This is a genomic window from Marinomonas aquimarina, from assembly GCF_900089755.1.
GTDB classification, from domain to species: domain Bacteria; phylum Pseudomonadota; class Gammaproteobacteria; order Pseudomonadales; family Marinomonadaceae; genus Marinomonas; species Marinomonas aquimarina.
In genome coordinates this window covers 1-23,770 of the sequence record NZ_FLOC01000011.1, presented here as the reverse complement: position 1 = coordinate 23,770, position 23,770 = coordinate 1, and the positions used below count along the sequence as shown (strand labels likewise).

Sequence of the window (23,770 nt, the reverse complement as noted above, 5' to 3'; positions counted from 1 at the left end):
TTCAAAAATAGATCAAGAAGTTACTCCCTAATATCGACCTTAAAGTCGGTAATCCCTTCTTTTTAAAAGGGTAAATCGCTAAAATACCCTCCTAGTTATATAAGGTAGACCCATGCATCTAGAGCATTATGACCATATTATTATGTTAGCCCATGGCAGCAGTGATCCCCGTTGGAAAGTGCCTTTCGAGCAGTTATTGGCAAGGGTCACTGGTGTCGTATCTGAAGATAAGGTAACGTTGGCTTACATGGAATTGTGCACGCCGTCGATAGAAGACGTATTGCAGCAACTTCCCGCAGAGACTGCCAACATTGCGGTGTACCCTTTGTTTTTTGCACAAGGTCGTCACCTGCGAGTGGATGTACCTAAGCAGTTAGAACAATTGAATACTGAGCAACGTACTTTGACGCTCCTGGACCCAATTGGTGATGACCCCGTTGTTGTCGCTGCCATGGAGAAAGCGATAATTTCTAAGCTGACGTCAGAGTGATTTGAATTAAGTCAGCTTAAATATAAAGAATGGATTGGTTCTGAATGCTATTCACCCATTTGCCCGATGAGATCTTTCAAGCTCTATCGGGCTCCAACAAAGCACTGATAGAAGCCGTGTTATTCGACCTTTCGGATGTGTTTTACGACCATGCGGAAGACCCGATAAAAGAAAAATCTGCCATCATTGAAGCGATCGAAGACTCGCTGCATAAGCTGGACACGCTGGCGTGGCACGATGATTTAAAAGACGGCTTCGACTCGCCTAAAACGATTCACGAGTACGCTTTGCGTATTTACCACCGCTTGGTCAACACAGGATGGTTGATCGAAGAACAAGAGCTGTATCGAGTCAGTGTGCTGATGTCGCCACAGGTATCGATGCTGTTACGCTCTTTGGTGGAAATTAGCCGCCATGGTAAGCGCAACTATGGTGCGACCGTTTTGAGTATTTTGAGTAACCTTGAATCGGTTGCCAATCACCCACAAGAACGTGGCGTGACGCTCAGTCAAACGGCGGAAGCAGCCCGTGACTTTTCGGCACACCTGAACCAAATCCTGTTAGGTATTCGAAGCCTGCAACGCGATCTATTTAGCAAACGTGAGCCAAAAGAAATCGTTGCTGGCTTCTTCGATTTATTTGTGGAAGGCATTTTGATTGCCGACTACAAAACCATCAAGACCAGTAATAACCCGTTTCGTTTTCGTCGTCAGATTCTTGAATTGACCCAAGGCTTCTTGGCGGAGCCTAACCTGATGGGCAACATCGCCCAATGTTATGCGGATCAGCAGCTCATTTCAGTGGATCAGGCCTTGGCCGCGGTCGAGAAAGACTGTCGCGATATTATCCAAACCTTTACCACCATTGATCAGCGTTTGGATCGTATTGATGAATACCGTTACCGCCTAGAGAAACGTGCCGCGGATACCGCACGCTACATGGACTCTTCCCGTCCTGGCTTGGCGAACAAGGTGGCCGGCATCATTGCCGATGTGGCGCAGTTTGATAACTTGCCGACGTTGAAAAACATGGTCAGCGTCAAAGCGGTTGGGGTGGAATCTTGTGCCCAGCCAGCAAAACGCCGTGATCCACCGCCGCCACGCGTGATTACGCAAGCGGAAGTGTCGCAAGCGGCGATTGCCTTCCGCGATCGCCAGCGTCGTTTCCACGAAGCGCGTCAGGTGAGTGTGGCCAAGCTGCAAAGCTATTTGGATCGTCAATTGTCGGATAAGTCCGCCATGCACATTCTCGACTTCACCATCGAATCCGTGGAAGACTTTGTTTGCTTCGACCACCTTCGTTACGTGGGTTCTTTGGGTGTCAATGCTAAACGCATTGAGAAGTCGTTTGATGTTATTTTCACTGATCAATATATCAATGTTCGCGAATTCGTCGAATGTCGAGAGTTTAATGTAGTGCGCAGGAGCAAATCTCATGCTTAGAGAATTAAAAAGGGTCGTAGAAGAGTCCGGTAAAGACCCACAAGAGTTTCAGCAGACTGCGAACTATGTGCTTGCCAACCAATTTGTCAGCGCCTTCAAACACGGCCAGCGCCGTCACTATCTGTTGGTGGAAATGTACCAGCAGTACTTTAGTAACTTGTTCGATGCGCTGGGCATGAAATTGTACGTCAATGAAAACGAGCGTTTAGCGGGGGTGCTACCGGTTGAGCGCGAAGCGTTCGTGCGTTTGAAAACCGATGAAACACTGTTCCTGTTGGTATTACGTCAGATCTACGAAGAAAAAGTAGAAAACTTCGAGATCGATAATGGCTTTGTTGCCACCAATAGTGTGGCGATTCTTGAGCGTTATGTGCAGCTGGTAAAACGTGAAATCCCAACCGAAACCCGTTTCAAAGACATCTTAACCTTGTTCAGTAAGCAAGGTGTCATCATTCGTGGTAAAGCCTACGACGAAGATGCTAAGAACATCATGATCAACATTACGCCAGTGGTGCGCTTGATTGTGACCGAAGCTTACTTGCGTCAGCTAGAATCGTTCAACGGCTCGGATCCGGACGAAGACGAAGTCATCGATGAGCAAATCGAGCAGGGAGCGCAGACAGCGGACAATGGCAGCCAAACATCGGCTGAGCCTGAGGTAGAAACGCAAGAAGAAGCGGCACAATAGGAAATTGCATGAAAAAGTTAAATCGAATCGTTCTTGTAAACTGGTACCTATTGGGCGCAGAAGAAATTAATGTTCGCGGTAACACGGCGATCATTGGTCCGACGGGTTCGGGTAAGTCGTCGCTGCTGGATGCGATCCAGACAGTACTAACCGGTGCCAGCAAACGCCACCTAAACTACAACGCCAGCGCCAACGACGGTAAAGCGTCAGGGCGCAGCATTCGTTCCTACATCCTAGGTATGATCGACTCTGGTCAAGCCAGTGAAAAAGTGAATGGCGTACAAACCCGTCAGGATGCCATTTCTTACCTTGCTTTGGTGTTCGAAGACTCTAACACTGGTAAAGAATCGACCGTCGGCTTGTGTCTGTCGGCGTCTTTGGCTTCACCCGAAGAAGATGTATTGGGCCGTTTTGTTCTCTCGAACTATGGTGTACGTCGTGAAGACTTCATTGAAGTGTTAGGTGAGAAACAATACCAAGCCAAACCCTGGCAAGAAGTGCGCGAAGCTATGAAGAAAGTCTGTCTTGATCCTTACATCAAGTCAGGCAGTGCCTCAGCGACGCAATACATGAACCGTTACTTGGAAGAGCTAAGCCCAAGTTCGGAACAACTGATTACCCTCGATTCGTTCTTGAAAAACTTTAAGAACGCGCTGAAATTCGTGCCAATCGCTTCACCAACGCGATTCGTACAGGATTTCGTATTGGCCGAGCAGCCTTTGCAGGTCGGTGCTTACCAGAAATCGCTTTTGGAATATCGTCAGCTAGAAGCCAAAACCCAAGAAGTGGCTAAGCGAATTGATGATTTGAAAGTGATTCAGGGCGAGTGTGAGAAAAAGCACCAGCAAGAGCAAACCGTGGTCAACTACCAGTGGATTGCCACCGAAGCGCGCTTTGATCAGCTTGGTAGCAAGCAAGACGAAATCCAAGATCAATACGAAAACTTCAAAGAGCGTGAAGACGAGATCGAAGAAGAAATCGTCGCCCAAGCGAACCTGCTGAAACAGTTACAAACTCAGTTAGTTCGACTAGAGCAGCAGTACGAACACTCGGATGTGGGCTTGAAGCTGCAGCAACTTGAGCAGAACAAGAAGCTTTTGACACTTGAAGGCCAAGAAGACCGTAAACTGGTCATTCAAGCGCACCAAGTGCTACAGCTACTTGGTACGTTACAAGCCTTTGAAGATGTGTTGTCAGCCGACATTCGTAACTTGATTACCGAAGCGCAAAGCCTTGCGGGAAGTATTGACAGTTCCGGTAATATCCTAGGTTCCGCAAAAGCGGTTAGCCGCTTGTTATCCAGCATCAATAACCTGCTGGATGAAGGCAAGGGGGCCTTGTTCCAACAGCGTACCCAGTTAAACCGCAACATCTTGAACTTAAAAGATGAATGTCGTCAGTTGGAAGCAGACGTTAAGTCTTTGCAAGGTGGTACGACGCCACTTTCAACCAACGTGAAGCGTTTGATTGAGTTGTTAGATCACGCCAACATTAAAGCGACACCGTTAAGTCACTTAGCCGAAGTAACCGATCACAAGTGGCAAGATGCCATCGAGGGTTACCTAGGTAGTCAACGTGAAGCCTTGATTGTTGAGCCGGATGATGCCGAAGAAGCGATTCGTATCTTCCGTGCGCACCGTCGTCAATTAATGGGTTGTCGAGTGATTGATACCACGCAAACCCGTTTGTGGTTGAACCGTGGTGACAATAACTCAGTACTGCGCTTTATTCGTTGTAATAATGATCATGCTCAGGCGTACTTGAACCGTCGCTTAGGCGGTATCAAGCCGGTTGAAACCGAGCGTGAATTGTTGCGTGAAGACAGTGCTATGACCGCCGACGGCATGTTGAAATTGTCGGGTACCATCTCGACGATCCGTTTCTTGCCACACATGATGGTGGGTATTAATACTGACGGCATGCGTCAGAATCGCGAAGCACAGCTACAGCAGCTAAGCGGCGAGTTGATGGATTACATGAAGACTGACCAACGCCTTGAGCAAGCCGACTCTATGTTGGCTCGCATCATGGCGGCTAATCAGTTTGATCCTCAGTCTCTGCAAGATGCCGGTGTTGCCAACACGCGTGTGGCACAAGACCTTGCTGATGTGGAAGCGCAAATTGCTGCGTTACAACAGCGTGACGATACGGATCTTCAAGAGCGTATTGAAGGATTGAAAGAGCGTATTTCGACCATCGAACTGGAGCGTAAGAAGCTCGACCGTGAGCGTCAGCAAATTGCCGAGCAATACGGCTCTTTGAATACCCAGAAAAACCAATTGTCTGAAGCCTTGTCTGCGTTGGATGAAGAGCGTACCCGTATTACGTCAAATCCGCTGTTTAATGCTGAATACGCCAGTGAACGTTACGATCTTTTGGAAAACAGCATGGTCAATGGCGGTGCGATCTACAAAGAAGCCATCAGTCGCTCTGAAAAAGCCATGGAAAAGGTCAAAATGTTTGACCAGAAAGTACGTAAAGAAGTGGCAGATCACTACGCCAAGTACCATAACAGCACCTTAGACGATGATATCCAGTTGGATTACCTAGAGTCTAAGTTTGAAGAATTTGAGCACTATGTGACCCATCAGATCGATGTCTTAAGTGATACCGAGCTGGCCAAGTACGCTAAACGTGCTGAGCTGGCGCGTCGTGAAGCGGAAGAGACGTTCCGCAGCGACTATGTGTCCAAGCTTAAAGATTCTTTAGATCAAGTGGCGCTGATCATCAAAGAGCTGAACCACAGCCTTAAACGTCGCCCATTTAACCAAGAAGTGTACCAGTTCCGTTTCTATCCGAATGGTGACATGAAAGACATCTTGGACTTGGTGGCGAAGTTTAGCTCGCATGATCAAGCCAATGTGGGCGGTCTGTTTGATCCGGAGCAAACGGGTGACCCAGAGCACGCCAAAGCCATTGCCTTGATCCAAGAATTGATCACGGATGATGAGAAGCAAAAAGACTTGGCGGATTACCGTAAGTTCTACAACTTCGAAGTCGATATTCTTGATCAGAATGGCGAGAAGAAAACCACGCTGTCGCAACGTATCCAAACCGGTTCCGGTGGTGAGCACCAGATCCCATTCTACTTAGCGATTGCCGCAGCCTTGTCGACTACGTACCGTCTACATGAAACCATGGATGGCGATATTGTCGGTGGTTTCTCGTTAGCGATGTTTGACGAAGCCTTCAACAAAATTGATATGGCGAAAACATCGACTTGTATGGGCTTCATGCGTGATATCGGTCTTCAGGTCATTGCTGCAGCGCCGGATGATAAGCGAGCGGTGATGGCGGCTAACATGGATACCATTATCAGTGTTTGGCGTGAGGGTGGTGCGGTGTCGATTGACGTAGCTTATCCGCAGCAACGTGGCCAAGCCTTGCTAAGTGGCGATCATGAGTTAGATAATGATGGTCCTCAGCCTACTTTAACTGAAACAGCAGAAACCGAATAAACGCCGATCGCGAGGGCAGTATGATTATTGAAAACGAAATTCGAGACACCATTCAGCGAGCGTTTAATGTTCAACATATCGAGCTGGAAAACGAAAGCCACATGCACAGTGGTAATAACCCAGAGTCACATTTTAAGCTGACCTTGGTGAGTAACGCCTTTGAAGGTAAGCGTCCGGTACAGCGTCATCAATTGGTGTACGGCGCCTTGACGGATCAAATGCAGAAAATTCACGCATTGGCGCTACACTTATATACAGATGAAGAATGGGAAGCACGTCGCTTTGAGGCACCACAATCGCCAGATTGTATGGGTGGTAGCCGCTAGACGTCTGAGGCAGGGAAGATATGAGTATTTCTGTTACCGAACATAAAAGCCAAGGAATCGTCGAAATAGCGGTGCTAGGTAGCTTTGACTTCTCACTGTTCAACGATTTTCGCAGCGCTTATGAAGCCTATGTAGGTGGTGAGTATGAAAACTTTATCATCAATATAGAAAGTGTTGAGTACCTAGACAGTGCGGCGTTAGGTATGTTGTTAAGCATGAAGTCTGCGCTGGGTGACAACGCAGAGATTAAGATTGAAGGGGCGAATGGCTTTATTCGCAATATCCTGATGATCTCACGCTTTGATAAGCGCTTTACCATTGCTTAGTTTGCTGACTGCACAAACCAGCTTAAAAAGCCAAACTCTTTGAGTTTGGCTTTTTTTATACCAACAGAAATGTGATTGGTTTAAAAATAAACTGTTCAATAGTTGTACATGCTAGAGATATTTGGGTTGTTAGAGGGTTTAACTAGTATTCCCCCTAAAATCCTCGGATTATTTACTAAAATCTTATCCAAATGGTTCAATTCTGTCTGTTGATGTTTTAAGGTGCACCATCAAAAATTGATGGACACTCTTCATGGCTTTAAGCACGACTCCAACGCTGTTTCAGCGTTACATGAATGGCAGCCTTGTGTTGCAAATTATTGTTGGCATTATCTGCGGTTTGGCGCTTTCCTATGTAGCGCCCAGTGTCGGTCAATCGGCTGGCATACTCGGAGACTTTTTCGTAAAGGCTCTAAAAGGAATTGCGCCTGTTCTAGTCTTTGTCTTAGTTGTGGCATCCATCGCGAACCACAAGAAAAACCAACAAACCCACATCAAGCCTGTGCTAGTACTGTATCTGATCGGTACGCTTATCGCAGCGGTGACCGCAGTGATGTTTAGTTTTGCTTTTCCCAGTGAGCTAAACTTGATCGCAACGGACATTAGCCGTTCCGCCCCAAAAGGCATTGGTGAAGTCCTGCACAGTCTGGTGTTTAATATGGTGGATAATCCTCTAAACGCCATCGTTACCGGCAATTACATCGGCATCCTAACCTGGGCCGCCTTTATCGGTATTGGTTTACGCCATGCCAATGAGACCACCAAAGTCTTGATGCAAAACCTAGCGGACGCCATCACCACTGTGGTCGGTTTTGTCATCCGTTTAGCGCCTTTTGGTATCTTTGGTTTAGTCGCGAATACCATCGCTACAACTGGTTTTGACGCCTTACTCAGCTACTCACATTTATTAATGGTATTGATTGGCTCAATGCTGTTTATCGCGCTAGTCAGTAACCCATTGTTAGTGTTCTTAACAACACGGCAAAACCCTTATCCATTAGTGTTTCAATGCCTAAAGACCAGCGGTATTACAGCCTTCTTTACCCGTAGTTCTGCGGCGAATATTCCAGTCAACATGGCCTTATGTGAAAAGCTGGAGTTGGACGAAGATACTTATTCTGTCTCAATTCCTTTAGGGGCCACCATCAATATGGCTGGTGCAGCGATCACCATTACCGTGCTCACTCTAGCAGCGGTCAACACGCTCAATATCCCTGTAGATTTCCCAACAGCGATCCTACTGAGTGTGATCGCTGCGGTATCAGCGGGCGGTAGTTCGGGGGTAGCCGGTGGCTCTTTGCTACTGATTCCATTGGCTTGTAGTCTGTTCAATATCCCCAATGAGATTGCCATGCAAGTGGTGGCAGTGGGCTTTATCATCGGTGTGGTGCAGGACTCTGCCGAGACAGCGTTGAACAGCTCTACAGACGTGATCTTCACTGCTGCGGCGTGTCGTAAATCCTAATTAATCACACATCCTTTAAAAGCGAGCTTCGGCTCGCTTATAAAGGATGCACATTGCCATGCAATTCAATTTGCTTGCGCAATGTCTCGTACCTCGACGCGTCAGCGCAAATCAAACGCATGGCAAATTGCTAATAAGATCGTCGAGCTGAGCCTCATGTAAATTAATGCTTGATCTGATGGGGTGTAGGAGGGTTATCTTACCCCGACAAAAAAGTTTTAAAGCTAAAAGCATTTATAGGAACTAATCGGTATTTCATGGCAAAAGGTCGTTTTATTAAGGCATTTGTGCTTAAAATGCAGTCATACCTTAAAAGGAGATTAGGATGAAACGGACTGTAAAAGTATTATTGACGCTAACTGCTTTAACCCTACCTTTGACCTACGCGCAAATACCGGTCACTCCAGCACCGGATCAACAAGCGCTTCTAGTCAGCGATAGCCCACAGCTGGAAGCCAATAAAAAGCTTGTTTACGACTTCTGGCGTGAAGTCTTCGAAGGTGGACACCTAGACAAAGCCGATCAATACCTCACGGAAAGCTACATCCAACATAACCCGAAAGTGCCAACGGGCCGTGCCGCCTTTGTTGAATTCTTCGGCCAATTTAGCCAACCAAAACCGATCCAAGATGAAATTATTGCGCCTCTGGTATCCATCGTTGCTGAACGCGATATGGTGGTTCTAAGCTTTGCCCGTGAGCATCAAGATCCAAATGATGCGAGTAAGACCTACACCACGACTTGGTTTGATATGTTCCGGATTGAAGATGGCAAGATCGCCGAGCACTGGGATCCGGCGTTGAAATAGTGGTGTTTACGATTTCATTGGGTGGGGCAATGTGAACATTGTCCTACCTCTTGAGTAAATAGTATTGCTCGTTAAGGATAACGTTTACTTTCATGGAGGGAGTTGTGATCAATGAAATTAGCCGCATTTCGCAAAGCATTATCAAGGGTGCCGGTTTAGCGAACAAGCCGAGCAATAGCGCCACAGAGACTGTTGCCTCATCAGAAGTGCAGAGCTCATCCAGCAGTAAAATTTCCACCCTTGCACAGCAGCTGCATGAGGCACAAATTCGGGCAGATGTTCGGGACGCTAGCCTGACTAAACAAGAGCTAGCGGATAAAGCAAAAGCCATTAAAAGTCAGTTTTATGGGCAAAACCTTGTTCGCAATAAGCCTAGGTATGATGCAGAAGTACCAAGCACAAACGATCCTGCTCATCTCAAGCGTGCTGAACAAGCGACTCAATTTTTGAATGACCGAGGAACGAATCCTTTCAGAGGGTTCGCTCCGGACCATCTTACGCTAATCATCTACGATGAAAGCGGTACCTTTACGACCAATGAAAGGCGAGCGGCTTTATCGGAACAAAATGATCAAGATTATGCTTGGCGGTCAAAAGCTGTTGCTGAGCAAGCTTGGCAATGGCGACAAAGAAACGGTGATACCAGTGAAGCTCTGCAAGGAATAATGGATCACTATGACAACCTGCCGCCAATTGAAGAGGCTCAGATACCAGGCTCATGGCGGCATGAAATGGTGCGCAATATCGCCTATGCCAAGGCAGAAGGGCGTAAACCCGAAACGGAGCCAGAAGCGGACATGGAATCTTTCTTTGAAATGCTGTTTAAAACGTCGGAATCAGAGTCGGGATCGTTTTTTGAGGAGTATTTAAAGAATACGCTATCTGTGGGTGATGAGGAGAGGTAGGGTGACTGCTTAGTAACGCTACTCGGTTTAATGTTTCTGAGATAGTCGGGTGAGATACCTTTCTCATAAGGGTTGATTGCGGAACGGAGTCCGCTCGTGCGACCCGGCTCCGTTCGGGGAAGCGGTGCTCTCATCGCGGGATGTAACCCGCTCGTACACGGGGTAAAATACCCCTCCAACAAAAGCTGGTCGCGGAATTGAGTCCGCTCGTACGACCCGGCTCCGTCCGGGGAAGCGATACTTCAATCGCGGGGTACAACCCGCTTGTACGACCCGACTCCGTTCGGGGAAGCATGGCTTTCATCGCGGGATACAACCCGCTCGTACGACCCGGCTCCGTTTGGGGAAGCATGGCTTTCATCGCGGGATACAACCCGCTCGTACGACCCGGCTCCGTCCGGGGAAGCGATACTTCAATCGCGGGGTACGACCCACTCGTACATAGAAGCATTTCCCTCGCGCAGCGAGGTCCTACAACAAGTAATCGGGGGAAAATACCCCTCTCACAAAAGCTGGTCGCGGAACGGAGTCCGCTCGTACGACCCGGCTCCGTCCGGGGAGGCGATACTTCAATCCCGAGGTACAACCCGCTCTTACATAGGAGCATTTACCTTGCACAGCGAGGTTCTACAATTGGTTGTGCATAGCAGAAACAAAAAAAGGCGAATCCGAGGATTCGCCTTTTTGATGTCTAAACTAATCGTTGATTAGTCTTGGTAGCTTTCTACTGGTAGACACTCACAGAACAAGTTACGGTCGCCGTAAACGTTGTCTATACGGCCCACTGGTGGCCAGTATTTGCGAGCAGCAATCCATGGTAGTGGGTAAGCGGCGTCTTCACGAGTGTAAGCGTGTGCCCAGTCAGCGTTTAGTAGCGACGCTGCTGTGTGTGGTGCGTTCACTAGTGGGTTGTCCTCTAGTGGCCATTCACCTGCTTGAACCTTCGCGATTTCGTTTCGGATCTGGATCATGGCATCACAGAAACGATCTAGTTCTTCGCGGTTTTCAGACTCAGTCGGCTCGATCATTAGCGTGCCGGCTACTGGGAATGACATGGTTGGCGCGTGGAAACCGAAGTCCATTAGACGCTTAGCGATGTCTTCTTCAGAAACGCCAGATTCTGCTTTGATCGGACGAATGTCGATAATACATTCGTGCGCTACTGTGCCGTTTTTGCCAGTGTAAAGAACAGGGTAGTGCTCACCTAGACGCTTCGCGATGTAGTTCGCGTTTAGGATTGCGTTGAACGTTGCATCACGTAAACCACGATCGCCCATCATCTTGATGTACATCCAAGTGATCACAAGGATACTTGCGGAACCGTAAGGCGCTGCAGAGACGGCGCCGTGTTGCGTTTCGTTCTGTACCACAGGTGACACTGCGTGACCTGGTAGGAAAGGTGCTAGGTGTGATTTAACACCGATAGGACCCATGCCTGGACCGCCACCACCGTGTGGGATACAGAATGTTTTGTGTAGGTTCAAGTGCGATACGTCACCGCCGAAGCTGCCTGGAGGTGCGATACCCACAAGTGCGTTCAAGTTCGCGCCGTCGATGTAAACCTGGCCGCCGTGGTCATGCACGATGTCACATACTTCACGGATTTGCTCTTCGAACACACCGTGAGTTGATGGGTAAGTCACCATGATACAGCCAAGGTTTTCAGAGTGCTTCTCAGCCTTCTCTTTTAGGTCTGCTACGTCGATGTTGCCGTTCTCGTCACATTTAACGATCACAACTTTCATGCCCGCTAGCGCTGCAGAAGCAGGGTTGGTACCGTGTGCAGAACTTGGGATTAGACAGATGTTACGCTGATCGTCGCCACGAGATTCATGGTATTTCTTGATCGCGATTAGGCCTGCGTATTCACCTTGCGCACCAGAGTTTGGCTGCAAAGAAATAGTATCGTAGCCCGTCGCTTTAGACAGCATGGCAATCAGGTCGTTAAGCAGTGCTTGGTAACCTGTTACTTGTGCTTTTGGTGCGAATGGGTGGATGCGACCGAACTCTTCCCAAGTGACAGGGATCATTTCTGATGCAGAGTTAAGCTTCATCGTACATGAGCCTAGTGGGATCATGCTTTGGTTCAGTGCAATGTCTTTTACTTCTAGCTGACGTAGGTAACGCATTAGTTCAGTTTCGCTGTGGTGCGAGTTGAACACTGGGTGCGTTAGGATGTCGTCAGTACGTAGCATGCTGTCTTCGATCCCGAAGCCAACTTCTGCTGCTAGCATGTCGTCAGTCAGTTCAACGCCGAAGCTGCTTGCTAGGTTGTACAGATCTTCGATGGTGCTAGTTTCACTGAACGACAGTGATAGCTCAGTGCTGCTCACGTGGTAAAGGTTGATGCCTTTGTCTGCAGCACTCTTGAAGATCTCTTCAGTCTTATCTAGCGTCTTAACGACTAATGTGTCGAAGTAAGTGCCGTTGTAAGAGAAAGAGCCTTGTAGGGCTTTGGCGAAGATATTAGTGAAGCCAGCTACACGAGAAGCAATTTTCTTCAGGCCTTTAGGGCCGTGGTAAACCGCGTAGAAGCCCGCCATCATCGCTAGTAGTGCTTGGGCAGTACAGATGTTGGACGTCGCTTTCTCGCGACGGATGTGCTGCTCACGGGTTTGCATCGCCATACGCAGTGCTGGTTTGCCGTGGCTGTCTTTTGACACACCGATAACACGACCAGGCATAGAGCGTTTGAATTTGTCTTTGGTTGCAAGGAATGCTGCGTGTGGACCACCAAAGCCCATTGGTACACCGAAACGCTGTGCGCTACCGACAACGATGTCAGCGCCCATATCAGCAGGGGATTTCAGTAGTACTAGAGACAGTAGGTCAACCGCAGTCGTGACTAATGCACCTTGTTCGTGCGCCTGAGCGATGGCGTCTGTCAGATCGCTTACAACGCCGTCGATGCCTGGGTATTGCACGATTACGCCGAATACGTCGTAGTTACCTAGGTTTTCTAGATCGTCTACGATGACTTCAAACTCCAGTAGTTCAGCACGAGTTTTTACAACGTCGATGGTTTGTGGCAGTACGTTGCTTGCAACAAATACGCTGTTAACTTTTTTCTTGCTTGAACGTTGCATCAGCGTCATGGCTTCTGCAGCGGCAGTCGCTTCGTCTAGTAGCGAAGCGTTAGAGATTTCCATGCCAGTCAAATCAATGATCACTTGTTGGAAGTTCAACAAAGCTTCCAAACGACCTTGAGAGATTTCTGGTTGGTAAGGCGTGTACGCAGTGTACCAGCCTGGGTTTTCTAGCAGGTTGCGCAGGATCGGCGTTGGCACGAATGTATCGTGGTAGCCCATACCGATGTAGCTACGTGCTACCTTGTTGCGACCTGCAATTTCTTTTAGTTGCGATAGAGCTTCGTTTTCGCTAACGGGCTGCTTAGACATGTCGAGGTTGGCCAAGCGAATGGCGTTTGGAATAGTGTTCTCGATCAAGTGGTCTAAAGAGTCAAAGCCAAGAGCGCTGAGCATCGATGATTGTTCGTTCACATCAGGACCGATGTGGCGTGCAATGAATTCGTCTTTGCCTAGCAAATCGCGGATACACGAAGTCATGGTAAAGTCACCTATAAAAGAAATTGCAAGATAAATGGGGAAAGTAAAACACCCCTCATGGGTGAGGGGTGTTGGGTATCGATTACTCGATAGAGCTAGCGTACGCGTCTGCGTCCAATAGCTTGTCTAGTTCGCTAGGATCGCTAAGCTTGATTTTTGCAATCCATGCATCACCGAAAGGAGATTCGTTAATCAGCTCTGGAGAATCATCCAGTGCTTCGTTAACTTCAACTACTTCACCGGATACTGGTGCATAGATATCTGAAGCGGCTTTCACAGATTCTACTAGTGAGAATTGCTCTGCAGCAGTCGTTTCAGCACCCACTTCTGGAAGTTCTACGTAAACAACGTCACCCAATAGTTCTTGAGCGTGATCTGTGATGCCCACTGTTACAGTGCCGTCACCGTTGTCTAGAACCCATTCGTGTGAGTCTGCATATTTCAAGTTTGATGGAATGTTGCTCATGGCGATCTTTCCTATTTATGTTGCCCGAGGGATCACCTCGGGCGAGAGCGAATTAGCGGTATAGAGGGAAGCGTGCGCAAAGCTCTTGTACTTCTGCTTTTACGCGAGCTTCTACTTCTGGGTTGCCTTCTGGCATTGCTACTAGACCGTCTAGAACGTCACTGATTAGGTGACCAACTTTACGGAATTCTTCTTCACCGAAACCACGAGAAGTCGCTGCTGGAGTACCTAGACGGATACCAGAAGTTACCATTGGTTTTTCAGTGTCAAACGGGATACCGTTCTTGTTACAAGTGATGCCAGCGCGCTCTAGAGCAGCGTCTGCAGCATTACCTTTAAGACCTTTAGGACGTAGGTCTACAAGCATTAGGTGAGTGTCAGTACCACCAGTTACGATGTCACAACCACGCTCAACCATTACTTCCGCTAGAGCTTTAGCGTTAGCAACTACTTGTTGGATGTACTCTTTGAATTCTGGTTTAAGAGCTTCACCGAATGCAACCGCTTTACCAGCGATAACGTGCATTAGTGGGCCACCTTGGTAACCAGGGAATACAGCAGAGTTGATCTTCTTAGCGATGGCTTCATCGTTAGTTAGGATCATACCGCCACGTGGGCCACGTAGAGTTTTGTGAGTTGTAGTTGTTACAACGTGTGCGTGACCGAATGGAGATGGGTGAACGCCAGTCGCAACTAGACCTGCGATGTGCGCCATGTCAACCATTAGGTATGCGCCAACTTTGTCAGCGATTTCGCGGAAACGTGCGAAGTCGATTTGACGTGGAATTGCAGAACCACCAGCGATGATTAGCTTAGGTTGGCATTCAACAGCTTTAGCTTCTAGTGCATCGTAATCGATCAATAGAGTTTCTGGGCTAACTTCGTACTGAACAGCGTTGAACCATTTGCCAGACTGAGCTGGAGCTGCACCGTGAGTCAAGTGACCGCCAGAAGACAGTGACATACCCATGATAGTGTCGCCTGGTTGTAGAAGTGCTAGGAATACAGCACCGTTTGCTTGCGCACCAGAGTGTGGTTGAACGTTTACGAAGTCACAACCGAAAAGTTGCTTAGCACGATCGATTGCTAGTTGCTCAGTTACGTCAACTGCTTCACAGCCACCGTAGTAGCGTTTTTCTGGGTAGCCTTCCGCGTACTTGTTAGTCAGTACAGAGCCTTGAGCTTCGATTACTGCTTTAGAAACGATGTTTTCAGAAGCGATAAGCTCGATACCAGTTTCTTGACGGTGTTGCTCTTCAGTAATTGTAGCGTATAGCTCAGCATCACGGTCTTTAAGCGCTTGGCTGAAAAAGGCTTCAGTGTTAGCCATTTTTGAGATCCTCTTGATTGAAATTCATGTCGATGACACAAAGAAACGAGCTTAATTCTATCATTTGTACAGTTAAATGACGTGAAAAAAGATCATCTCACCTTTCGTACTAATCATCTGCATTGTTATGAGATTCTGGCATCATAAACAAAAAGTTTCCGATTGGAAACACGTCTACGAAAACAAAATATCAAGTTTAGACAAAAATGTCGCAAAAGGAAAAATCGACTCTTCGGTCAATTATCTTGTCTATATCGTATAGACCCTAAAGCATTGCGCAAATTCTCTGGCTTCCACCATCATATAGTTGCAATGAGTTAAATTAACGAAGATACTTTGTTTCCGATTGGAAACATCCCGAAACATCCCATTTTGATTTAATGTTAACCAGAGGTGCTCATGAAACGTACTCCTTTATACCAAGCACATGTTGATGCCGGCGCGCGCATGGTCGAATTTGCTGGCTACGAGATGCCAGTGCAATATCCAATGGGGGTGAAAAAAGAGCACCTATGGACGCGTGAAGCGGCGGGTCTATTTGACGTTTCACACATGGGTCAAGTTATTCTAACTGGCGCAAATGTGAAAGACGAGCTAGAGAAGCTGTTACCAGTTGATGTTAAAGGCTTGGAAGTCAATCATCAGCGTTACGGTATTTTTACCACCGCGAACGGCGGCATCTCTGATGACCTTATGTTCACTAACTGGGGTGACGAAGAAATCTACATGGTGGTGAATGCTGCCTGTAAAGAGCAAGACGTTGCCCACCTAACAACAAACCTGCCGACGTCTAAAGTTGAAGTCGTAGATCGTGCCTTGGTGGCATTGCAAGGTCCTAAAGCACGTGAGGCGGCTGCACGTTTACTTCCTGAACTAAAAGATCTGCTATTCATGCAATCTACCAAGCTTGAATGGAATGGCGTTGAGCTATGGGTAAGCTGTTCTGGTTACACAGGTGAAGACGGTTACGAAATCTCTGTGCCAAACGAATCAGCGGAAGCCTTCTGTACGGCACTAACGGCACAAGAAGAAGTGGAGTGGATCGGTCTTGGTGCGCGTGACTCGCTACGTCTTGAAGCAGGTCTGTGTCTATACGGTCACGATCTTGACCAATCGACAACGCCAGTTGAAGCATCAATCACATGGGCGATTCAAAAAGTTCGTCGTGCAGGCGGTGAGCGCGAAGGTAACTTCGTGGGCGCAGACGTCGTTCTGGCTAACTTCGCTGAAGGTGTATCTCGCAAGCGCGTTGGCTTTATCGTCGAAGGTAAAGCGCCAGTACGTGAAGGCGTAGAAGTTGTAACGGAAGATGGTCAATTGGTCGGTACGGTCACCAGTGGCGGTTTTGCACCTTCTTTGGAAAAACCCATTGTCATGGCCTATGTCCAAACTGCTGCAATGGATCAGCCGCTTTTCGCTTCATTACGTGGTAAACTTATCCCACTTACTCCAGCGAAAATGCCTTTCTTCCCATCACGTTACTACCGTGGCTAATTCATAGTCCATGCCTAAGCCGTCGTATGGGTACGGGGGCTTAGACTTAGAGAGAGAATGTGAACGCAAGATTTTTAGAAAAGACGTTTCACGACGTCTTTTTTTCTGCTTATAACACCGTTTTAAAAGGTGGCTTTGAAGAGCCATTCTATTTAGCGCAAGACCCGCAAGGTATCAGTCAAATCCAATATCGCTATGATTATCCTTCGAGTGCTCTACACGAGGTGAGTCATTGGTGCGTTGCTGGTCCACAGCGACGCCAACAAGACGACTTTGGTTATTGGTATGCTGAAGACGGTCGCAGTCTAGAGCAGCAAAAAGAGTTTGAGAAATTTGAAGTACAGCCGCAGGCCTACGAGTGTTTATTGCATTGGTCCTGTGGCATGCGCTTTGATGTCAGTGTCGATAATTTGGCTTTGCCCGATTATGATGCCTCGCCCTTTAGAAACGCTGTGCTTCAACGTGCGCTAGAATTAATTGAAAACGGTATACCTGAGCGTGTGTTGGCCTACGCTACAGCGCTTTATGTGAATCATTACCAAGCTCCCGCAGCAAGTTTGTTATCCCATCTAAGAGAGTGTCATGAAAATTATTGCCGATGAGAACATGCCAAATGTTGTCGATTTGTTCAGTGATCTAGGGGAGGTCACACTTGTAAATGGTCGTACGCTGAGTGCGGAACAGTTGCTGGATGCCGATGTATTGTTGGTACGCTCAGTGACGAAAGTGAACGAGGCATTGCTAAGTGGCACACCGGTCAAGTATGTTGGTAGTGCCACCATTGGTACGGACCATATTGATACGGAGTATTTGACGGCTCAAGGAATTGGCTTTAACAGTGCGCCAGGCTGTAATGCGGACGCCGTGGCAGATTATGTTTTCAGTGCTTTGTCCTACTTATATATGACCAAGGGTGTGCGCTGGTTAGGTGCTCGCATTGGTGTGGTTGGACAGGGTAACGTGGGGCGCTGTGTGGCGGCGCGTTTTGTGGCGCTTGGCTGTGAGGTGGTTGCCTACGACCCATTCTTGCAAAAGAGTGTGCCGGGTGTGACCCTGACATCGCTAAAAGATGTGATGGATTCCGATGTGATCTGTTTGCATGCGCCGCTGACCAAAACTGGCCCTTATCCAAGCTTTGATATGATCAATGACGAATACGTGGCTAAGTTGAAGGCGGGTCAAACCATTGTTTCAGCAGGCCGTGGCGGTGTGATCAATGAGCATGCATTGATTAAGCAGTTTCATGTCCTTGAAGGACAGCTTAACTTGGCCTTGGATGTTTGGTTAGGTGAGCCGCACCCGAATATGGAGCTGGCGGCATTATGTGATATCGCCACACCGCACATTGCTGGTTACAGTAAGCAGGGGCGCGAGAAGGGCACTTGGTATATTTACCAGTCTTTGTGTCAATTCTTTGATATTGCGACAAAAAGTAGCTTTGCGGATGCGATCAGTCAGGGTAGTATTTGTGAAATAAAAATGAATTCAGGGCTAGATCGTGACGAAACGCTGGCCCGTGCTATTCAAGCTTGTTTTGACGTCGCTCGGGACAGTGCGCGCTTCAAGCATGTGATGTCGAGCTTTGTTACGGATAAGGGCTTTGACTGGTTGCGTAAAAATTACGTTGAGCGCGATGAATTCAATACAACAATGGTAAAGCATACTAAGTTTGCCCATGAATTTGAGGCGTTAGGGTTTCTTCAGCACAGCCACTAGGAGTTGAGATGGCGGAAGTTAAACAGATAGATTTCAGTGATGTGTCGGTGCCGATGGGCTCGAACGTCCAAGTTGAGTTTATTTCGCCTCCTGGTCGTTATACAGTGAAAGTGCTAGGGCGCATTCCAGGTCGCTCGTTGATCGTTTCCTGCCCTCGAGTGAATGGTAAAAATATCATCGTGCGTGATAGCCAGGTGGTCAATGTGCGTTTGATGTCGGCGACCAATGTGTGTGCCTTTTCTTCAAAAGTGGCGAAAAGCTACTTAGAGCCAGCTGGGCATCTGCACATTGCCTATCCTGAGTACGTGGAAACCTCTGAAGTGCGTCAGGCAGTACGTGTTGAAGCGCGCTTGATTTGTTCACTGGAGCCCTCTGGTGCGCAGCCCATTGCAGCCCATTCTACTGGTGTGGTGATCGACTTGAGTACCGGCGGTTGTAAAATCGTTTCTAAAGAAGATTTTGGTTTTGTGAATCAAACCATGCGCATCGCCTTGAATCTTGTCATTGGCGAATTCAAGCACATCCTAAAACTGGAGTGTGAGATACGTAATCAAGAGATTCAAATGCTTGAGCAATTGCAATCAACGATTGCTGATAATGCTTTCTTGTCCCGCATGGGGGTTGAGTACATGTATGTCTACGGCATTAAGTTTAATGATGTCGAAAAGGAGCAGGGGATTCCTCTGTTGGCTTATATTCTCGATACGATCTCGAAAAAACAGCGCTAGAAGACAAAAATTAGCAGCAATAAAAAAAAGGCCCAATCGGGCCTTTTTTAATAACTAGTGTTTCCGAATTACAGCTGCTGCAATGCGGCAATACGATCATTGATCGGCGGGTGGCTTGAGAACAGCTCACCAAAGCTTGATTTGCGGCCGCGGCGGATACCGAATGCCACCATGCTGTCTGGCATATGAGACATCTCATGTTCGCTTTGGATGCGTGCTAGAGCGGCAATCATCGCCCCTTTGCCTGCTAGGCGTGCACCGGCTTCGTCGGCACGGAATTCACGGTAACGGGAGAACCACATCACGATCATGCTTGCCAAGATGCCGAATAGGATTTCAAACACCATGGTAGCGATGTAGTAACCCCAGCCAACAGAGCCTTCACCTTCCTCGTCATCACGGCGTAGGAATTGATCAACGGCGTAACCCGCGATACGGGCAAAGAACATGACAAAGGTGTTCACAACGCCTTGGATTAGCGACAGGGTTACCATGTCACCGTTTGCCACGTGACCGATTTCGTGTGCCATGACCGCACGGATTTCATCCGGTGGGTAGCGATCTAGCATGCCGCTTGATACGGCCACTAGGGCGTCATTCTTGTTCCAGCCAGTGGCGAATGCGTTCGCTTCATGGGCCGGGAAGATCGCCACTTCAGGCATCTTGATGCCGGCTTCTTTTGCGAGTTCTTGTACTGTTGTTAGCAACCATTGCTCTTTGTGGTTACGTGGTTGCTCAATGACTTGCGCTTTTGAGCCCCATTTAGCCATTTTCTTTGAGAGTAATAGGGAGATGATGCTGCCTGTGAAGCCAAATACCGCACAGAAGATCAATAGAGAAGTTAAGTTCAAGCCGCTACCAGAGATGTAGCGCTCAACGCCTAAAACGCTCAGCACGATGCTGGCTACAACCAGTACCGCAATGTTGGTTAAAAGGAATAACAATATACGCATGTTAGAGATGCTCCAGAGTGAAAATACTATGGAGCATCATAGGGGCAGTTAGTTCCTTTTCAAGTAGGAATTAATTGCGTAGGCGTGATAAAAACTTAGCAAAGCGCTCCATGGCGGGTTGCAGTTCTTCAACATGGGGTAGGAAGACAATGCGCAAGTGATCCGGGGTCGGCCAGTTAAAGCCAGTGCCGTGAACAAGAAGTACCTTTTCTTCTTTTAAGAAGCGCAGTGCCACATCCACATCGTCTTTGATGTTGTACATCTTAGGATCTAGGCGCGGGAATAAGTACATGGCGCCCTCAGGCTTGTGACAATACACACCAGGGATGCTTTCCAGAATTTCCCACGCTAAGTTACGTTGTTCATAAAGGCGACCACCGGGAGCAGTCAGCTCATTAATGGTTTGATAGCCACCTAGCGCCGTTTGTACGGCATGTTGAGCGGGGACATTGGCACACAGACGCATAGAGCTTAGCATGTCGATACCAGAGATGTAGTCATCAATGCCAGAGCGTGGGCCAGTAATGATCATCCAGCCAGAGCGGAAACCTGCGGTACGGTAGACCTTAGATAGGCCGCCAAAGGTCACACAAGGCACGCGACCTTCTGTTAATGTCGCTGTAGGGATGTGTTTCGCACCATCATATAAAATCTTGTCGTAGATCTCGTCAGAGAAAAGCAGTAGACCGTGCTTCTCAGCTAGGTCGACCAACTCTTTCAAGATTGCTTCAGAGTACACCGCGCCCGTTGGGTTGTTCGGGTTGATAATAACCAAGGCTTTGGTTTTGTTGGTGATCTTAGACTTGATATCGGCGATGTCGGGTTGCCAGCCAGCGGCTTCATCACATAGGTAATGACGTACATAGCCGCCTGATAATGTCGCTGCAGCGGTCCATAGTGGGTAATCCGGTGCTGGGATGAGTATTTCGTCACCGTCATTTAACAGTGCCTGCATGGCCATCACGATTAGTTCACTGACGCCGTTGCCCATCCATACGTTTTCTACGTCAGCAGAGCGAATGCCTAGGGCTTGGTATTTTTGCATCACGGCTTTACGGGCAGAGAATAAGCCTTTAGATTCGCAGTAGCCTTGGGCGTTAGGTAGGTTCTTGATAACGTCTACAAGGATTTCGTCCGGTGCTTCAAAGCCAAATGGCGCTGGGTTGCCAATGTTCAGCTTAAGAATGCGGTGGCCTTCATCTTCCATGCGCATGGCTTCTTTAAGAACTGGCCCGCGAATTTCGTAGCAAATATTAGCGAGTTTGTTAGATTTACGTATTTGCACCACGCTTCCTCATATCTAGTGATGGAATCAGTTATAATTCTGGGACGTTAATTCGGAGTCTTCATTATGAGCGATGATCAAAAAACTTCTCAATACAAGGCACTTACCGACGAAGATTGGAAAGAACGTCTGCCTGAAGAAGTGTATCAAATAGTGCGCAAGAAAGGCACTGAGCGAGCATTTACTGGTCGTTATGATAAGTTTTATGAAGAGGGTAGCTACTATTGTGTGTGCTGTGGCGCCCACTTGTTTGATTCAGATGCTAAATACAACTCTGGTTCTGGTTGGCCGAGCTTCTATGATGCCGACAAACACAACATTAAAGAGGTAGAGGACAACTCTTGGCGCATGCAGCGCGTTGAGATTGTTTGTAGCCAATGTGAAGCCCATCTGGGGCATGTGTTTCCTGATGGTCCTAAGCCAACGGGGATTCGCTACTGTGTTAACTCAGCTTCAATGGCGTTCAAAGCCAAGGACTAGTCTTACTTCTACATCGTAAAGCACTGACTATATAAGTAGCTTTATAGTCAGTGCTGCTTCAACCTTCTTATTAGTGGCTCAGCATCTGAATTAGTTTGCCGTCATTTAGTGCTCGATCCACCGTTTTCCCTAACAGCTTATTGATCTCCTGCTCAACAGCTTCCCGATCTGGTAGGGTGCCATATTGATCGATCTTTTCTGATTTAAACTTTGCAGTGTAGCGTTGCTCACCTTTAACAACCGTTGCTTGAAGTTCTGCCACCAGTTTTGCTTCAGTCTTTAAAGCAATAGTGTGGGTTTGGTAGCTTAATTGTGTCAGGTCGAACATTAAAATCGTTGCTGGTTGGTTTCCTCGGTTTGGGGTAAGGCCATATTCTTCCAATTTCTGACCAATATAGCTGTCTAATGCATCGCGAGTGTCATTGCCAATGACGATTTTTGCACGCTCACGCAAGCCTGTTTCAATTTCACCTATGGTTTTGCTGGCAAAAGGCTTAACTGAGTAATTAATTTGCTGTTGGTTGGTATATTGTTGTGAGGCGGCCATGCCAGTTGGGGCGATGTTAATAGTATGAGTAGTAGAGCAGCCCTGTAGCGCAACTGCTGCAAAAATAACCGATCCTAGTAAGAATGTTCTCATGTTGGGTGTCTCTTGATTGGTTTTTGTGCTGGAAGCCATTTTTTTTCGCTTAGAATACAGATATTTAAAAAAAGTTGTTGATTTTCCGTTTGGTAACAGTAATATACGCCCCCGCTTACACAGCAAGGCGCTACAGTGTCCCATTCGTCTAGAGGCCTAGGACACCGCCCTTTCACGGCGGTAACAGGGGTTCGAACCCCCTATGGGACGCCAATCTACGGATTGGCAAAACCAGAGTAGCTTAGCTGATGTTTGTGAAAGCTTAAAGCGGGAATAGCTCAGTGGTAGAGCACAACCTTGCCAAGGTTGGGGTCGCGAGTTCGAGCCTCGTTTCCCGCTCCATTTCCTCTTCACAGAAGAGGGCGCTTCTACGGAAGCAAACGATGTGTCCCATTCGTCTAGAGGCCTAGGACACCGCCCTTTCACGGCGGTAACAGGGGTTCGAACCCCCTATGGGACGCCAACTTAACGTAGTTGTAAAACAACGTGACAATATGCGGGAATAGCTCAGTGGTAGAGCACAACCTTGCCAAGGTTGGGGTCGCGAGTTCGAGCCTCGTTTCCCGCTCCATTTCCTCTTAATAGAAGAGGGCGTTTCTACGGAAACAAATGATGTGTCCCATTCGTCTAGAGGCCTAGGACACCGCCCTTTCACGGCGGTAACAGGGGTTCGAACCCCCTATGGGACGCCACCTAACTTACAGGTGTAAAACATAAGTAGTTATGCGGGAATAGCTCAGTGGTAGAGCACAACCTTGCCAAGGTTGGGGTCGCGAGTTCGAGCCTCGTTTCCCGCTCCATTTCCTCTTCACAGAAGAGGGCGCTTCTACGGAAGCAAACGATGTGTCCCATTCGTCTAGAGGCCTAGGACACCGCCCTTTCACGGCGGTAACAGGGGTTCGAACCCCCTATGGGACGCCAACTTAACGTAGTTGTAAAACAACGTGACAATATGCGGGAATAGCTCAGTGGTAGAGCACAACCTTGCCAAGGTTGGGGTCGCGAGTTCGAGCCTCGTTTCCCGCTCCATTTTCTCCTTGTGAGAAATCCTCGAAAGAGGGCGTTTCTGCGGAAACAAATGATGTGTCCCATTCGTCTAGAGGCCTAGGACACCGCCCTTTCACGGCGGTAACAGGGGTTCGAACCCCCTATGGGACGCCAACTCTTTCTAGTTTAAGAAAGTAGGTTGTAAAACTTAGTGTTA

At 48.0% G+C, this 23,770-nt stretch carries 20 protein-coding genes and 9 tRNA genes; 23 read left to right on the top strand and 6 right to left on the bottom strand.

Annotation, left to right across the window (positions count from 1 at the left end; translation table 11 throughout):
- Positions 1-112: 112 nt before the first annotated feature.
- The 9 genes from MAQ5080_RS10040 (at position 113) to MAQ5080_RS10000 (ending at position 9,908) form a co-directional block, all read left to right on the top strand.
- On the top strand, positions 113-490 hold the full coding sequence (locus tag MAQ5080_RS10040) for a sirohydrochlorin chelatase (RefSeq protein WP_067209438.1): 378 nt from the start codon (positions 113-115) through the stop codon (positions 488-490).
- A gap of 44 nt (positions 491-534) precedes the next feature.
- Complete coding sequence (locus tag MAQ5080_RS10035; protein WP_067209435.1) at positions 535-1,932, top strand: Wadjet anti-phage system protein JetA family protein; 1,398 nt, start codon at positions 535-537, stop codon at positions 1,930-1,932.
- Complete coding sequence (locus MAQ5080_RS10030; protein WP_067209431.1) at positions 1,925-2,620, top strand: DUF4194 domain-containing protein; 696 nt, start codon at positions 1,925-1,927, stop codon at positions 2,618-2,620. The genes MAQ5080_RS10035 and MAQ5080_RS10030 overlap by 8 nt, the downstream gene beginning before the upstream one ends.
- Before the next feature lie 8 nt (positions 2,621-2,628).
- Entirely contained in the window at positions 2,629-6,078 is a 3,450-nt protein-coding gene (locus MAQ5080_RS10025) for an SbcC/MukB-like Walker B domain-containing protein (RefSeq protein WP_067209428.1), read from the top strand.
- 20 nt (positions 6,079-6,098) lie between these two features.
- The gene (locus MAQ5080_RS10020; protein WP_067209425.1) at positions 6,099-6,404 is read left to right on the top strand and encodes a BolA family protein; all 306 of its coding nucleotides are present in this window, start codon (positions 6,099-6,101) and stop codon (positions 6,402-6,404) included.
- Positions 6,405-6,424: 20 nt separating this feature from the next.
- Positions 6,425-6,730 carry an STAS domain-containing protein gene (locus MAQ5080_RS10015; protein WP_067209423.1) on the top strand — a complete coding sequence of 102 codons (306 nt, stop codon included), beginning with the start codon at positions 6,425-6,427 and terminating at the stop codon, positions 6,728-6,730.
- Between the two features lie 253 nt (positions 6,731-6,983).
- Positions 6,984-8,195 carry a serine/threonine transporter SstT gene (gene sstT / locus MAQ5080_RS10010; protein WP_067209420.1) on the top strand — a complete coding sequence of 404 codons (1,212 nt, stop codon included), beginning with the start codon at positions 6,984-6,986 and terminating at the stop codon, positions 8,193-8,195.
- 325 nt (positions 8,196-8,520) lie between these two features.
- Complete coding sequence (locus MAQ5080_RS10005; protein ID WP_156496562.1) at positions 8,521-9,003, top strand: nuclear transport factor 2 family protein; 483 nt, start codon at positions 8,521-8,523, stop codon at positions 9,001-9,003.
- A gap of 104 nt (positions 9,004-9,107) precedes the next feature.
- On the top strand, positions 9,108-9,908 hold the full coding sequence (locus tag MAQ5080_RS10000) for a hypothetical protein (RefSeq protein WP_156496561.1): 801 nt from the start codon (positions 9,108-9,110) through the stop codon (positions 9,906-9,908).
- 707 nt (positions 9,909-10,615) lie between these two features.
- Here MAQ5080_RS10000 and gcvP read toward each other — a convergent pair.
- The 3 genes from gcvP to glyA all read right to left on the bottom strand — a co-directional run bounded on the left by gcvP (position 10,616) and on the right by glyA (position 15,270).
- The gene (gene gcvP, locus MAQ5080_RS09995) at positions 10,616-13,474 is read right to left on the bottom strand and encodes an aminomethyl-transferring glycine dehydrogenase (protein ID WP_067209408.1); all 2,859 of its coding nucleotides are present in this window, start codon (positions 13,472-13,474) and stop codon (positions 10,616-10,618) included.
- 82 nt (positions 13,475-13,556) lie between these two features.
- The gene (gcvH, locus tag MAQ5080_RS09990; protein ID WP_067209407.1) at positions 13,557-13,940 is read right to left on the bottom strand and encodes a glycine cleavage system protein GcvH; all 384 of its coding nucleotides are present in this window, start codon (positions 13,938-13,940) and stop codon (positions 13,557-13,559) included.
- Between the two features lie 52 nt (positions 13,941-13,992).
- Entirely contained in the window at positions 13,993-15,270 is a 1,278-nt protein-coding gene (glyA, locus tag MAQ5080_RS09985; protein WP_067209404.1) for a serine hydroxymethyltransferase, read from the bottom strand.
- A gap of 399 nt (positions 15,271-15,669) precedes the next feature.
- On the opposite strand from glyA, the gene gcvT reads away from it, so the two are divergent.
- The 4 genes from gcvT to MAQ5080_RS09965 are packed head-to-tail and all read left to right on the top strand — an operon-like array spanning position 15,670 to position 19,208.
- On the top strand, positions 15,670-16,764 hold the full coding sequence (gene gcvT, locus MAQ5080_RS09980; protein ID WP_067209401.1) for a glycine cleavage system aminomethyltransferase GcvT: 1,095 nt from the start codon (positions 15,670-15,672) through the stop codon (positions 16,762-16,764).
- A 59-nt stretch (positions 16,765-16,823) separates the two neighbouring features.
- Positions 16,824-17,366 (top strand): elongation factor P hydroxylase, encoded by a 543-nt coding sequence (locus MAQ5080_RS09975; protein ID WP_067209399.1) that lies wholly within the window; start codon positions 16,824-16,826, stop codon positions 17,364-17,366.
- The gene (locus MAQ5080_RS09970; RefSeq protein ID WP_067209396.1) at positions 17,347-18,480 is read left to right on the top strand and encodes a 4-phosphoerythronate dehydrogenase; all 1,134 of its coding nucleotides are present in this window, start codon (positions 17,347-17,349) and stop codon (positions 18,478-18,480) included. Before MAQ5080_RS09975 ends, MAQ5080_RS09970 begins: the two co-directional genes overlap by 20 nt.
- Before the next feature lie 8 nt (positions 18,481-18,488).
- Positions 18,489-19,208 (top strand): flagellar brake protein, encoded by a 720-nt coding sequence (locus MAQ5080_RS09965; protein ID WP_067209393.1) that lies wholly within the window; start codon positions 18,489-18,491, stop codon positions 19,206-19,208.
- A gap of 68 nt (positions 19,209-19,276) precedes the next feature.
- Here the strand turns inward: MAQ5080_RS09965 and htpX are convergent, their stop codons facing one another.
- Positions 19,277-20,161: a protease HtpX gene (gene htpX / locus MAQ5080_RS09960; protein WP_067209389.1), complete on the bottom strand. Its 885-nt coding sequence runs from the start codon at positions 20,159-20,161 to the stop codon at positions 19,277-19,279.
- A gap of 70 nt (positions 20,162-20,231) precedes the next feature.
- Complete coding sequence (locus tag MAQ5080_RS09955) at positions 20,232-21,446, bottom strand: pyridoxal phosphate-dependent aminotransferase (protein WP_156496560.1); 1,215 nt, start codon at positions 21,444-21,446, stop codon at positions 20,232-20,234.
- 66 nt (positions 21,447-21,512) lie between these two features.
- Here MAQ5080_RS09955 and msrB point away from each other — a divergent pair, with 66 nt between their 5' ends.
- Positions 21,513-21,926, top strand: coding sequence for a peptide-methionine (R)-S-oxide reductase MsrB (gene msrB / locus MAQ5080_RS09950; protein ID WP_067209382.1), 414 nt, complete (start codon positions 21,513-21,515; stop codon positions 21,924-21,926).
- Positions 21,927-21,996: 70 nt separating this feature from the next.
- Here the strand turns inward: msrB and MAQ5080_RS09945 are convergent, their stop codons facing one another.
- Complete coding sequence (locus MAQ5080_RS09945) at positions 21,997-22,566, bottom strand: YajG family lipoprotein (protein ID WP_197464601.1); 570 nt, start codon at positions 22,564-22,566, stop codon at positions 21,997-21,999.
- A 137-nt stretch (positions 22,567-22,703) separates the two neighbouring features.
- On the opposite strand from MAQ5080_RS09945, the gene MAQ5080_RS09940 reads away from it, so the two are divergent.
- The 9 genes from MAQ5080_RS09940 (at position 22,704) to MAQ5080_RS09900 (ending at position 23,727) form a co-directional block, all read left to right on the top strand.
- A tRNA-Glu gene (locus MAQ5080_RS09940) sits at positions 22,704-22,779 on the top strand.
- Between the two features lie 54 nt (positions 22,780-22,833).
- A tRNA-Gly gene (locus MAQ5080_RS09935) sits at positions 22,834-22,908 on the top strand.
- Between the two features lie 45 nt (positions 22,909-22,953).
- A tRNA-Glu gene (locus tag MAQ5080_RS09930) sits at positions 22,954-23,029 on the top strand.
- Between the two features lie 33 nt (positions 23,030-23,062).
- A tRNA-Gly gene (locus tag MAQ5080_RS09925) sits at positions 23,063-23,137 on the top strand.
- Between the two features lie 45 nt (positions 23,138-23,182).
- Positions 23,183-23,258, top strand: a tRNA-Glu gene (locus MAQ5080_RS09920).
- Positions 23,259-23,291: 33 nt separating this feature from the next.
- A tRNA-Gly gene (locus tag MAQ5080_RS09915) sits at positions 23,292-23,366 on the top strand.
- A gap of 45 nt (positions 23,367-23,411) precedes the next feature.
- Positions 23,412-23,487: transfer RNA gene (locus tag MAQ5080_RS09910), tRNA-Glu, on the top strand.
- 33 nt (positions 23,488-23,520) lie between these two features.
- Positions 23,521-23,595, top strand: a tRNA-Gly gene (locus MAQ5080_RS09905).
- Between the two features lie 56 nt (positions 23,596-23,651).
- A tRNA-Glu gene (locus tag MAQ5080_RS09900) sits at positions 23,652-23,727 on the top strand.
- Positions 23,728-23,770 lie beyond the last annotated feature (43 nt).